This is a genomic window from Microvirga medicaginis, from assembly GCF_052658925.1.
In genome coordinates this window covers 72,320-84,855 of sequence record NZ_JBQWEL010000020.1, presented here as the reverse complement: position 1 = coordinate 84,855, position 12,536 = coordinate 72,320, and the positions used below count along the sequence as shown (strand labels likewise).

Below are 12,536 nucleotides of genomic sequence, written 5' to 3'. Positions count from 1 at the left end.
TGGGCGCCGTTTCAAGGATGAATACGATGCACTGTTCAGCTCCTATGGTTCTCATCGCCGCCCTCGGTTTTGGAAGCATGGCTCAGGCTCAGAGCACTCCCGCCGCGTCCAGTGCGCCTCAGTTCATCACGGTCAATAACAATGCCATTCTCAGCTCAAGGCTGATCGGATTGGATGTCCAAAATGCCAGTGGCAAGGAGATGGGTAAGATCGAGGACATCGCCTTTGAAGGCGGCCAGATCTCCGGCATCGTGCTGTCAGTCGGCGAGGCCTTGGGCGTCGGCCAAAGATATGTGGCCGTGGATCCCTCATCGATCTCGATCCGGTATATGGAGGGCGAGAATAAGTGGCATGCGGCGATGAACGCCGACCTCAATCAGCTCAAGTCGGCCCCGGAGTTTCGTTACGAGGGCAAGTGGACACGTTAATCTTCCATCGGTCACCATCTCGCCTTAAGTCGCGAGCCATATGGCCGAATGACAATGAATGTTGAAGCACCGGCCCGGCTTATCTTCTGGCATGATTATGATGGGGCGATAAGAGGCCAGGATTTCCCGACACTCGGCGGAGCCCTTGCGGCAGTGCTGCGAGATCGGATGCCTCGGGTTCATTGGATTGTGACCAACAGCGGGAACATCATTTGACCTTGGCATATTGCTTCCCTGCTGATGCGTCACCGTAATCGGATTTGCCTGTCCAATCGGGAGGGTCGGAGCCATGAGCCATCCTGACCTCAGTCGACCGGCCCAGGTCGTCTGGTCCGCCCCTGACGAGCCGACCCGGCAGCAGACGGGAGATCCGGGGACTGTCAAGCAGTTCAGCTGTCTAAAAGACGCCGTGGTCTTTACATTGGAAGGTCTGCCGGAACGATACCGTGAAAGCGCTCGCATCACTGTCGTGGATGGGGGCTCATTGGATTTCGATCAGATCAAATGCATCTACGCCGACATCATCAGATCCTGACATGCCGAATGCTAGAGGCAGTCTTCTCCACTGGATCTATCTAAGGTTTCGCAACTTGCGCTTCGCAAAGCTCTGTCAGGCGCTGTCGTTGATCCGGCTGTATCCGGCGATCTGCTCAAGATTCTCGATCAGAACGTGATCCATCTTCTTATGCAAAGCCATGATCTCGATTTCGGCCTTGAGGTTGATCTCATAATCGAGGCCAGCAGCAATGCGATCCCGGGCCGCCTACCGATTCTGTGACATCAGAACGAGCGGAGCCTGCACGGCAGCGATCATCGAGAGAACCAGATTGAGAAGGATATAAGGGTAGGGATCGAACGCCCCATTGGCCCGCTACAGCGGAATCGTATTGAGACGGGTCCGGACAAGGAGGCTGCTCAGGAAGGTCGCGATAAAGGCCCATGGCCCTCCGAACCCGGCGACGCGGTCAGCCCAACGGTCTCCCCGCGCTTCTTCCTGTTGGAGTGCGTGGTTGACTTTCGGGTCACATGGCGGCGGGCTGCAATTTGCGTCAGAAGCGGCATTCCCGTTCGGAGAACCGGTCAAAGCCGCTCTCCCGAAGTTGCTGGGCCAATTGTCGGATCTGATCGGGCTCACCCGCATCGTCCTCTCGCGCCGAGATCCTCCTGGAGCTGGGATTCCCCAACGACCCGATCATACGTCTGATCATCGCTGCGGATCTGGTACTGTGGCTCCCGGTCTCCGGCAGAGAGAAGGAAGACGATCTCGTAACGCCCGCTCCAGACATCATGGGGTGGATAGGCCTCGGCATAGCTCGTGCGGGCCGACGGCGTAGCGATGCGTTCTCATGACACAATTCTTTCCGGTCCTGGGGCAACGTCGCCAATCCTGCTCGTCTGTCACCAAGACCAGCCGCGCACGACGATGAAGTACACGGCAATCGACGCCGCGATTACAACGATGACGAGCGTCAGGTTCAGTGGATCATTGATCCAGGGCAGGCGATTTTTATCGAACATCTTGTCCTCCTTTACCGCAGGGTTTGGTAATGCTTGACCGTTCTTTCTCGAGTGCCCGCTTCGTAGAGGAGGAGGCACCCGGCAATGAGCAGAACCGAGACTACCGCTTGTCTAACATTGTTCTGCTCCTTGAATGAGGAATGAGCCATGTCGAATTTTCTAAGTAAATAATCCTTATATCGGTTTGATTTATTATTTCCCAGCATATTCTCTTGTCTGCATCTTAGATATAGAAATCGTATTTACTTGATATTTATTTTGTGAACCACCTGTAATTGCAACTCACGCCCACCATATTAATTTAAGATTAACTTTGTTCTTACTTTGCGATGGCCAAGATTCTTATATGAGAGGGGGAGGTTCCCCATGTGCCCGAACAGCCGCTTCATGTTCGATCTTCAGCACTATCGAACGCACGACGGCCCCGGACTGACGCTTCACGCCCTGTCGACGATGCAAGCCATGTGGGATCGATTGACGGCGCTAGAGGTGTCGGGGATCCGGACCCCATCGGAACTCATCGAGAAAGTCGAAGAGAGCTACAGTCTCTCCCACGAGCAGGCGACCAGAGATGTCGAGTTCTGGGCCCTGGATAAGCAGCTTTGAGCTGGTCGCTGTATGACGAGACCAGCCCCAACGATGGAGGCTACAATGTTTGGCTATCAAGGCGGCGAAAGCCAGGAGACCGTACGCGTAAGACCGGGTATCGGAATGACGCGAAGCGTCAGTGGGGCTGCCTAACCACCATAGACTTGTCCCAGATCAAGAACGCGGAGCAACTGATTGCGCTGGTGAAGGTCCGTTACAGCCTGCCCTACGAGACGGCCAAGGCCGATGTCGAAAGCTGGATGGCAGGCAAGCAGTTCTAACACCCCTTACCGGACTGAAGGGCAGTGGCGATGCCCTCGAGGGCAAGCAGGCGGACCTGTGCCTCAAAGGAGTGTGCCATGACGCGCGAAGTCTACGTCGTTCAGCATCACGGAGCCTGGCGGACCAGGATCGAGGGCAAGCATTGCGGCGAGTATCCGTCGCGAGAAGCTGCCGTCCGCCGCGCCGTCGCCAGGGCTGAGGAGACCGGACAGGACACCCGCGTCTTCAGCCAAGGCATACTCTGCCAGTTTCGCCTCGAGTGGCATTCTGGCGGTCAGCCTGACACCCCGTCCGTTTAGCATGCCATTCGGGGACCGAAAGTTCGTTGGCCCCGATACTTCTGCAACGTGATCGTACTGGCGCGATCCCCTGTTTGGAGAAATCACATGGCCTGGATCAACTTGACTGACACCAATGGCAGCAGCGTCTTCGTGAATACCGACAACGTGCTCTGGTTCAGCGCCTCGGGCGAGGATGGGCATGCCTGGCTGATCACCACAGCCAGCGAGAGAGACAGAGCTCTTTCCCTTCATGTAAAACAGTCTCCAGCTGAGGTTGTCGCGCTCTTGAGATCTGCCAGGCAAGAAGTCGCTGACGGACGTGCCTAACTCGCATTGAACAGCCCTCCGTGCTCGGGACACAACGTGAGGCGTCAACGCGAATACAAATGACGTCTCGGGACGGGCTCTCTCCGCCAATCCTAGCAATCAATCCGGTTCACAGGAGACCATCATGGCCAAAGGGCAAAAACGCAGTAATCGGGAGATCCGAAAGCCCAAAGCGAAGAAGCAGCCGACGGCCGAGGCGACACCAGCCGTGTTGACGAAAGGAATGCTGTCCCCGATCAGTCCTCCCAAGAAAAAGAGATGAGGTGCTCATCATGACGATCCGAACCACGGAGACGACTGTCACTTTCAGGTGCCCGTTCACGTTGACCTCTCTTGATAGCCCTCAGCCAGCAGGAACCTACCGGCTTGTGACTGATGAGGAGGAGATCCTCGGTCTTTCATTCCTGGCCTTCCAACGCACAGCCACGATGCTGTACGTCCCGGCGATCTCGACCTCGGGCAGCCCTACCCAGGTTTTCCATGTCAACCCGGCTGAACTCACAGCCACCCTGGAGGCTGATGGACAAGCGCAGCCCCAGATTCGATAGCTCACAGGAGACGGTTATGCACTATCTCGGCAAGATCTCAGGGTATGGCGTACTGCAGTGCAGCGGCGAACCCATCGCGCGTGCATCCTATGATTTCGATGGCTTCTTCAGGGAGCCGGTCGGTGTCACATGCTGTGGCGAGATCCAGCTCTCTGCCGCCGCTCTCAGCGGCGTGTTCGGCCGCAGGGACGTTCAGCTCCTCACGGACGAGGGCCGCCTCCTCGATCTCAGGTTCTCCGAGAGGGCACTGGTTTCGGCAAGCGACGTTGCCCACGTCGACGTCACAGGAGAGTTGCCGACCACACCACTAAGCTGGCGCAACTGACCACCCCTCGGCAATCGGCGCTTTGTTTAAGCCATGCCCTCATCAACAGCCCCTGGCACTCGTACTACGTAGAAGTGTGGAGAATGCTTGGATGTCATTGTGACTCCAACAGACGGCAAGGGATGAAGCCCGGCAGATCGACTTGGCTGCCCCCGTGCCTTTTATCAGAGCGTTGAGCCCTTGCGTGACTTCTCCTGTTGCACCAGTTCCTGCAGAAGCTGGTGGGCAAGGGTCTCGTGCGCCACCTTGGGGGCAATCTCGGCGGACTTCCTGCCGTAGCTTGTTGTGACAGTCAGGATCTTTCGGTCGACGTTGTAGGTCCCGGAATAGGTTCGTCCATCAACCTTGATGTGGATTGCGTGCCCTGACATGGGGATCTCCTCCTTGATGAGAACTCGCCCCCGCCTCAGCAAGAACATACCTTCGCAACGGCCAGGAGACCACATCAATGAGCCGCGCCAGAGCAGGCGGATCTAAAAGCCTGATCAGTGGACAGTTGGTCTGTCCCAAGCCCACGTTGGGTCGCTTCGATCAAGGGCTGAGACTATGTGAAGGTGCGCTTGCCGCCCAAACACGAAACTCAGGCTAAGGTCTGTCTCGTGTCATGAACTGACCTTCCGACCGGTAAATATGGTATTGAAGTCGCAGAGAAACTCTGCCAGCAGCGGTTGCATGGGCCCCGTCGCGCAGATCTGATGCCCAGTAGAACCGCGTTGGTCTTTGTGGGACACGACGACAGCGATGCAGCACGTCACGGTCTTCGGCGGGACGGGCTTTATCGGCCAGCATCTGGTCGAGCATCTCGCCAGGGCGGGAGCATCCGTACGGGTCGCGACGCGCCATCCGCTCACAACAGCAGAGCCTCCAAGGATGGCCCGGATCCAACACGTCGCGGCCGACCTTCTTAATGATGCGGCTGTCCAAGCGGCCGTCCAGGGAGCCGACACGGTCATCAATCTGGTTGGCATCCTCTCGCAGGCGCAACGGCAAACCTTCACAGCCATCCATGAAGACGGGGCTCGTCGGGTGGCAACCAGCGCCAGACGCTTGGGTGTCAGGCAACTCGTTCACGTCTCGGCGCTTGGGGCCAGCCGCACGGCACCCGCGCTGGCGGACCGCTCCAAAGCGGCCGGCGAAGCGGCGGTACGCGCCGCCTTCCCCGAGGCAACGATTATCCGCCCCAGCTTGGTTTACGGGCCAGACGATCACTTCTTCAACGGCTTTGCCACGCGGGCGCGCCGGCTGCCGGCGCTGCCGCTGATTGGCGGCGGGCAAACGAGGTTTCAGCCCGTCTATGTGGAGGATGTGGTGGCAGGAGTCGCCGCCATCCTTGCGGACCCGACCAGCCGCGGCCAGACCTACGAATTCGGAGGCCTGCGGGTCTATACCTTCAAGGAGCTGATCGAGTTCGTCTGTGCGACGATCGACGCCCGACCATTGCTGGTGCCTCTGCCGTTCTGGGCGGCCGAGGTGTTAGGCGGGGTGCTGCAGGTGTTCCCCAATGCGCCGCTCACCCGCGATCAGGTCCGGCTGCTGAAAACGGACAAAGTGGTCAGCGGCTCTGAGCCAACCCTCGCCGATGCTGGGGTTGAAGCCAAAGCCCTTGAGACCATCGTCCCTGAGTATCTGGAAATGTATCGACGGCGGGCCTGACGTCTGCGGCGCCTGTCCCGACGAGCATGAAAGCTGTAGCGCCTTTCCGCCATTAGCACAGGTTAACATCCTGTCTAGACGGCAAGATTCCACTCAACAAAACCAAGAATGTCAGAGGGGACGCCAGCCGTATGTGTACCTACCGAACGAGTTGCGGATGCAGCGGCCTCACCAATCCTTCGTAGCCTGACTGTGCTGACGCGGCGTCTCGGGCCTGAGACCGCGAATGGTCGAGACGCTCGTCAATGGAACAGAACCAAGCCGTGGGGCTGGGGCATTGATCAATGCCTTGCCGGTCTGACAACGTTAATCGACCTTGTGCCGGACAAGGAAAGGCACGGGGCCAAACGGGCGGAAGGAGCGTCCCTGTGATCACTCGCCTGCTCCACAAGCCGGAACGGCGCGACGTCCTCTCGGACGGGGAGAAGCAGGTTCTCGAAAGCGCAGTGGGAAGGGTCAAAGAGGTCCGCATGGATAAGGACTTCGTCCGCGAGGGGGGACCGTCCATCTGAGTGCACTCTTCTGCTCGAAGGCTTCGCCGTCCGCTATAAGTTGCTGCGGAACGGCCGGTGCCAGTTCACCGCCCTGCACATCCCGGGCGACTTCGTCGACCTGCACAGCTTAGTTCGCCACCGCAGCTGATCACCAGAGCGGCAGTTCGATTGTCGCTGGCGAGCCAGAGGCGTATACTATGTAAATACTAAGCAGCCGCGCCACGGGGCGCCAGTCGATCAGGACATGCCTTGTGACGCAGGGAACCCCTTGCCTCATGGGAGGCACGTCGTGGCGATCGCACCCACACTCCAAAAGTACATGGACGAGCGAGGGATCCGGTACGATCATGGTCCCGCATGAACGGACCCTGTCGGCCCTTGGGTCCGCCCACGCGGGTCACATCCCGAGTGACAGGCTGGCCAAAGCCGTCGTGCTCAGCGATGGTGGCCGCTACACGCTCGCTGTTCTCCCCGCCTCGCATCATCTCCGGCTGTCCGACCTCAGGATGGAGATCGGTCATGAGGTTCACTTGGCCACTGAGCCGGAAGCCGCGGAGGTCTTCCGCGACTGTGCGCTCGGTGCGGTTCCAGCGGTGGGCGCCTGCTATGGGCTGGATGTCATCATCGACAACAGCATCGATCCGCAGCAAGAGCTGTACTTTGAGGGCGGAGATCACGCGGCTTTGATTAATGTGAACCGGACCGAGTTTGCCCGGCTCAATCCTCAGGCCCAGCACGGCTCCTTCAGCGCCTATGATTGATGGCGTGGCTTGGGCGGTAGGAGTTGAGCATGGAGCCCGACGGGGTGCGGCTCAAACGAAGGGAGAAAGATCATGAAAGCAGCTCTGGTGTTTGCCGGCAGCGGACCGATCGTAATCCTGACGTCGTATCCGTCCTTGTCCGACGCGGGCCTGTTGCGTGCCCTGAAGGCGCACGGGGTTGGCAAGTTTATCGCTTACGAGCTTCCGCTTGATCTCGTAGCGGCCCGCTATGGCGGCCATTTCCAGGTTGTGATGAACGACGCTCGTGACAGCGATGACCTGCGGGTGCTGGACGTCAACGGCGACCGGGCCTTCCGGCTCTTCCGCTTCTCCGAGCTGGGTCCGCCGCTCATGCATGACGACGAGCACTCAGGCCAGGCAGAGACGGCAGCCTGAAGGGCTGTGTTGCAGTAACTCGGATAGCGCACATCGGGCCTAACCCAATAGGCCGCTCAGGCAGCAAAGCCGAACGGCTGGCTGACGAGACGGATTTCGGCTGTCGCTTCTGGCGCCCGCACGATGCGGTGGCTCCCGCGGGCCGTGCGCATGACCTCGAGCCCCTTGATCGTTGCTGAGACCGTTTGCATTCTCTGGAAGACGCGCATCGGCCGGATCATGCTCTTGAGGGCACCGTGATCCGCCCGGGCAGGAAGTTCGGACCTGATGATGCTTGGCGCCTTCGTCGCATGCCCCCACGCTCGACTGACGTTTGGCAGCTGAGGATTTTCAGTCCACGATTTCCTGCGGCGTGGCTATGGCGTCGTCCAGAACAATAGAGGTCAAGCGCCGTGCGTCTGAAACATTGCCTCAATTTTCATGATTTCCGCCAACTGGCCAAAAAGCGCCTGCCCGGTCCGATCTTCAACTACATTGACGGCGCTGCCGATGACGAAGTCACCTACCGGCGCAACACGGCCGCTTTCGACACGTGCGACCTCGTCCCCAACGTGCTGCGTGGTGTCACCGAGGTCGACCTTTCGGTAACCGTCATGGGCCAGAAGCTGGCACTGCCGGTGTATTGCTCGCCGACCGCCCTCCAGCGGCTGTTTCATCACCAGGGCGAACGAGCCGTCGCCGCAGCCGCGGCAAGATTCGGTACGCTATTTGGTGTGTCTTCACTGGGCACGACAAGCCTGGAGGAAGCGCGCCGGATCAGCGCGACGCCTCAGGTTTATCAATTCTACTTCCACAAAGATCGCGACCTTAACCGGGAGATGATGACACGGGCCAAAAAGGCTGGTGTCGAGGTGATGATGCTGACCGTCGACAGCATCACAGGGGGCAACCGGGAGCGTGACAAGCGCACCGGCTTTTCGATCCCGTTCAAGCTCAATCTCGCCGGGATCACGCAGTTTGCCATCCGCCCGGCGTGGGCGTTCAACTATTTAACACACGAGCCGTTCAAGCTGCCACAACTCGACGGTCATGTGGACATGGGCCGTGGGACCATGTCGATCAGCCGCTACTTTACCGACATGCTTGATCCGTCGATGTCATGGCAGGATGTCGCTCAGATGGTCGGAGAATGGGACGGTCAGTTCTGTCTCAAGGGTGTGATGTCGGTTGAAGACGCCAAGCGGGCGGTCGAGATCGGGTGCACCGGGATTGTACTGTCAAATCATGGGGGACGGCAGCTCGACGGCTCCCGCACCGCCTTTGAACAGCTTGCAGAAGTCGTTGATGCCGTCGGCGACCGCATCGACGTCCTTATGGATGGCGGGGTGCAGCGCGGCAGTCACGTCCTGAAGGCGCTTTCGCTCGGGGCGAAGGCCGTAGGCCTTGGTCGATACTATCTGTTCCCGCTGGCGGTTGCCGGTCAGGCAGGAGTCGAACGTGCGCTCGAGCTGATGCGTTCAGAGCTGGAGCGCGATATGAAGCTTATGGGCTGCACCTCAATCGATCAACTCAGCCGTGCCAATATACGCTTCCGCTGATTCTTGTTATGTCATTTTAGGAAAACCCGGATGTTTGTGGTTTCACAGGCCCCCGGTTCCATCCCAAACTCGATCAGGGACGAAAGTAGCAGGTGCTTCGTGACACGACCATGGTTCGCGGAGGGCTCTGCTGCAACAACTCGGTCGGGCACAATCCGTAGTTGGCTTTCAGGGGTCAGCACAAGATCTGTTCCTGATTATACGCTAAGCTAGAACCAACAAGGAACGACCTCTATCGACAGGCTATGCGGCGTGGGCCAAAGCCTTTGGCAGTCGCAGGGGACGAAAGCCGTCCACGAGCACAGGATGCTCGCCCCAGGCGTAGGTGCCGGTGAGGTTGATATGCTCCCAGCTCAGAGGCGAGACGTGTTTGAGCACCTCAGGCCGAACGATCCGTCCCTGGCGGCGGAGATGATCCACAGCGCGTCCAAGATAGACCGTGTTCCAATGGATGATGGCGCTCACGACCAGGTTCAGCCCGGATGCTCGGAAGGCTTGGCTCTCGAACGAGCGATCGCGGATTTCGCCGCGCTCATGGAAGAACACCGCGCGTTTGAGCTTGTGGGCTGCCTCGCCCTTGTTCAAACCAGCCTGGCAGCGCCGCCGCAGAGCAGGGTCCGAATACCACTCGATCATGAACAGCGTGCGCTCGAGACGACCGAGTTCGCGCAGAGCGCGGGCCAATTGACTGGGATTACGAGAGGCGGCCAGCCGCTTGAGGATCGTCGAGGGAGCGACCGTGCGTGTCTGGATCGAGGCCGCCAGATGAAGCAGATCGTCCCAGTATTCCATGATCAGACTGGTGTTGATCGGCACGCCGATATGCTTTTGCAGCGCAGGATAGGTCTCCGGTTTCTCGAAGGTATGGAGCTTCCGGTCTTTGAGGTTGCGCAGCCGCGGAGCAAATCTCCGGCCCGTCAAAGCGAAGAGGCCAAACACGTGATCGCTGGCGCCGCCGGTGTCGGTGAAGTGCTCCTGGATATCGAGTTCCGTCTCGTGATCAAACAGGCCATCTAGCACGTAGGGAGCCTCGCTCTCGGTAGCGCTGATCGGCAGGATGCTGAAGTAGCCGTACTGGTCGGATAAGTGGCTGTAGAACTTCGAACCGGGTTCGCTACCGTAATGCAGGTTGATGTCTCCACGCTTCCCGGCACGGTCACTGGCTTGGAAGAACTGCCCGTCAGAGGAAGCCGTGGACCCGTCGCCCCATAAAGCGGAATGAGGGTGCTGAGCGTGCCCGTCGGTGATGCAGGCCTGCGCCTGCTTGTACGTCTCCGGTCGCGTATGGAAGATCCGCTTCCAGGTAATCTCCTGCGGGCTCACTCCTTTCGACGCTGCTGCCATGCGCTTGGCGCCGAGATTGGTCGCATCAGCCAGAACACCGGCCAGCATGGCCGGTATGCTGCGTGGCGGCTCCTGCGTACGGATATGCGTGAACCGATCGGCGAACCCGGTCCAGTTATGAACCTCCATCAGGAGATCAGGTACCTCGACCATCGGGTACATGTCGCCAAGTTCCCATTTCAGCTCTTCGGCGGCGGCCGGCACGTCGCCGGGCAAAGGAGTAACGATGAGCTGTCCGGCCTCAAGCCGGACGCCCTCGAGCTTGCCGTTGCGGGCGCGGTAGGCCAGCCGCTTCAGGTTGAAGTCGACCGTTTGTCGCGCCTCGCTCAGATAGCTGATGACATCCTGTGGCACACCGAGCCCGAGATCGTCCGATGCTTTCAGGGCAGTGAAGGCAGGCTTCGGCATCAGCTGTTCGTCCATGGGCCGGAAGGCGCGGCTGCCCTCAACCCAGATGTCGCCGGAGCGCAGCCCATCCCGTAAGACGGCCAATGTCGCGATCTCGTACAGGCGACGATCTGGCCCAGCATCTCCAAAGATCAATTTACGACTCTTGATGCTGAGATGGCCGACCGGCACGCGCTCGGGCAGAGTGCGCCGGTTCGCGGCCTGCAAAGTCTTGAGTGTACCAATCGCAGCCAACAACGAGTCATGTTTGCGTGACGAGCAGAACGTAAAGGTCTCCAGGAACCGCACTGCGTACTTACGGATGGTGCTGTAGCGCTCTGCTGCCAGGAGAAGCGGATCAGGGTCGGCATCCCGCACCATGGCTTCGACTTCCGGTTGGGCCTGCAGCAGGCGGTGCCAGCCGACTTCATCATCGAGAACATCGATGGCATTCCGGCCCGTGTCGCTGGCGACAACGAGAGCTCGCAGGGTGTCTCGGAACAGGCGCAGCACCTTGGTCGTATCTTGTTGAGCCTCAACATACCGCTTCTTGCGCCGAGTATTGGCTCGGGCGAAGAGCCGTCCGATCAGCTTGTTGAACATCGTGACTGCCGCGTCCGTCAGCGTCTGCTCGAGCGTGATGGCTTGAGCCACAAGCGTGGCTCGTCTCCTGCGAGCGCCGAAGTCGGCAACCAACCACGCGGGTGTTACATCGCCTTCTCGCACAATCTGGGTCCATCGCTCAGGATGGATCCGGGCCTGTCGCCGGGGATCGATCGCCAGAGTACGTACAAACGTGAGACGGTCTATGAGGCCGATGAGGTTATCGGCGCTGGGGGCATCTGGAGCCGATCGTAGCCATGCGAGCCGGGTCTGCTGGACAGCCGGGTCGACCAAGAGGAGGGCTTCGAGCTGCTCTATCTGGTCTACCGAGAGGCCATCCAGAAGAGCGGCTTCGGCCCGTTGTCGGGCAATGGCACGTCCGGCGATGCCAATCTTCTCGAGCGCCGCATCCGGCAAGAGAAGGGCTCCGCGTCGGCGCAACTCGTTCACGACCGCGGTCATGATGGGCAGACCGCTTTCGGTCGCGCTGGCGGCCTCGGCAGCTGCGAGAAGGGCTGCTCGACGATCGTCTCGCGTTGCGGTCCGGACGCCGAGGTATTTCGCCAAGCGGTGACTGTGCTCAAAGCGTGTCGGGATGCGCCGCGCATAGGACGCGAAGGCACCAGGAGTGATCCCCAGTTGCTCGGCCACATAGGAGACCACTGCAGCGGGCGGATCCTCACTCATGCCTAAGACCCGGCCGGGATAGCGCATGATGCAGAGCTGGACTGCATAACCGAGCTGATTGTGAGGTCGCCGGCGGACTTCGGCTTGCAGGCGATCCTGCGGAGACAGAGTGTAGTGCCGGATCAGGCTTTCCTCATCGTCTGGAATACCGAGCAGGGCCTGGCGTTCGTCAGGGGTTAAGAGTTTCCGGCGCGCCATCGATCACCTCGCAGAATGTCGGCTCAATCGCTCCTGAGGAGCCGGACATTGGTGCGAGATCTACGAACCCCGTACAGCTGCCACCCTGCGTATCCACACGTTACGTTGTGGGTATCGTTACCAGCAGGGTTCCGGCGAATCGCCGAGAGCGCCGGGCTGCTCCTCCCAGCAAGTGCGC

General features: G+C 59.5%; 14 protein-coding genes and 1 pseudogene. 11 read left to right on the top strand and 4 right to left on the bottom strand.

Translation table 11 applies throughout. The features are described 5' to 3' along the window. Nucleotides 1-26: 26 nt before the first annotated feature. On the top strand, nt 27-428 hold the full coding sequence (locus ACUXUR_RS21175) for a PRC-barrel domain-containing protein (protein WP_445504337.1): 402 nt from the start codon (nt 27-29) through the stop codon (nt 426-428). A gap of 289 nt (nt 429-717) precedes the next feature. Then, nucleotides 718-963: a hypothetical protein gene (locus ACUXUR_RS21170; protein WP_370437832.1), complete on the top strand. Its 246-nt coding sequence runs from the start codon at nt 718-720 to the stop codon at nt 961-963. A 228-nt stretch (nt 964-1,191) separates the two neighbouring features. Here ACUXUR_RS21170 and ACUXUR_RS21165 read toward each other — a convergent pair. Next, a pseudogene (locus ACUXUR_RS21165) lies at nt 1,192-1,275 on the bottom strand (DUF1003 domain-containing protein); the annotation flags it as partial. A 1,037-nt stretch (nt 1,276-2,312) separates the two neighbouring features. On the opposite strand from ACUXUR_RS21165, the gene ACUXUR_RS21160 reads away from it, so the two are divergent. The 4 genes from ACUXUR_RS21160 (at nt 2,313) to ACUXUR_RS21145 (ending at nt 4,297) form a co-directional block, all read left to right on the top strand. Continuing rightward, nucleotides 2,313-2,552: a hypothetical protein gene (locus ACUXUR_RS21160; protein WP_445504336.1), complete on the top strand. Its 240-nt coding sequence runs from the start codon at nt 2,313-2,315 to the stop codon at nt 2,550-2,552. Between the two features lie 341 nt (nt 2,553-2,893). Then, a complete protein-coding gene (locus ACUXUR_RS21155; protein ID WP_445504335.1) occupies nt 2,894-3,115 on the top strand; it encodes a hypothetical protein in 222 nt (73 codons plus the stop codon). Between the two features lie 87 nt (nt 3,116-3,202). Further along, a complete protein-coding gene (locus ACUXUR_RS21150; protein WP_445504334.1) occupies nt 3,203-3,424 on the top strand; it encodes a hypothetical protein in 222 nt (73 codons plus the stop codon). 564 nt (nt 3,425-3,988) lie between these two features. Further along, nucleotides 3,989-4,297, top strand: a complete 309-nt coding sequence (locus tag ACUXUR_RS21145) for a hypothetical protein (RefSeq protein WP_445504333.1) — start codon at nt 3,989-3,991, stop codon at nt 4,295-4,297. A 164-nt stretch (nt 4,298-4,461) separates the two neighbouring features. Here the strand turns inward: ACUXUR_RS21145 and ACUXUR_RS21140 are convergent, their stop codons facing one another. Beyond that, on the bottom strand, nt 4,462-4,668 hold the full coding sequence (locus ACUXUR_RS21140; protein ID WP_445504332.1) for a hypothetical protein: 207 nt from the start codon (nt 4,666-4,668) through the stop codon (nt 4,462-4,464). Nucleotides 4,669-5,038: 370 nt separating this feature from the next. Here ACUXUR_RS21140 and ACUXUR_RS21135 point away from each other — a divergent pair, with 370 nt between their 5' ends. The 4 genes from ACUXUR_RS21135 (at nt 5,039) to ACUXUR_RS21120 (ending at nt 7,601) form a co-directional block, all read left to right on the top strand. Next, nucleotides 5,039-5,950, top strand: a complete 912-nt coding sequence (locus tag ACUXUR_RS21135; protein ID WP_445504331.1) for a complex I NDUFA9 subunit family protein — start codon at nt 5,039-5,041, stop codon at nt 5,948-5,950. Between the two features lie 368 nt (nt 5,951-6,318). Beyond that, a complete protein-coding gene (locus ACUXUR_RS21130) occupies nt 6,319-6,462 on the top strand; it encodes a hypothetical protein (RefSeq protein ID WP_445504330.1) in 144 nt (47 codons plus the stop codon). A 329-nt stretch (nt 6,463-6,791) separates the two neighbouring features. Further along, entirely contained in the window at nt 6,792-7,205 is a 414-nt protein-coding gene (locus ACUXUR_RS21125; protein ID WP_445504329.1) for an aminoacyl-tRNA deacylase, read from the top strand. 72 nt (nt 7,206-7,277) lie between these two features. Next, complete coding sequence (locus ACUXUR_RS21120; protein WP_445504328.1) at nt 7,278-7,601, top strand: cytosolic protein; 324 nt, start codon at nt 7,278-7,280, stop codon at nt 7,599-7,601. Between the two features lie 56 nt (nt 7,602-7,657). Here ACUXUR_RS21120 and ACUXUR_RS21115 read toward each other — a convergent pair whose 3' ends face one another. Continuing rightward, nucleotides 7,658-7,810 (bottom strand): hypothetical protein, encoded by a 153-nt coding sequence (locus ACUXUR_RS21115; protein ID WP_445504327.1) that lies wholly within the window; start codon nt 7,808-7,810, stop codon nt 7,658-7,660. A 183-nt stretch (nt 7,811-7,993) separates the two neighbouring features. On the opposite strand from ACUXUR_RS21115, the gene ACUXUR_RS21110 reads away from it, so the two are divergent. Continuing rightward, on the top strand, nt 7,994-9,139 hold the full coding sequence (locus ACUXUR_RS21110; RefSeq protein ID WP_445504326.1) for an alpha-hydroxy acid oxidase: 1,146 nt from the start codon (nt 7,994-7,996) through the stop codon (nt 9,137-9,139). A 243-nt stretch (nt 9,140-9,382) separates the two neighbouring features. Here ACUXUR_RS21110 and ACUXUR_RS21105 read toward each other — a convergent pair whose 3' ends face one another. Then, nucleotides 9,383-12,358, bottom strand: a complete 2,976-nt coding sequence (locus ACUXUR_RS21105) for a Tn3 family transposase (protein WP_445504325.1) — start codon at nt 12,356-12,358, stop codon at nt 9,383-9,385. Nucleotides 12,359-12,536: the final 178 nt, after the last annotated feature.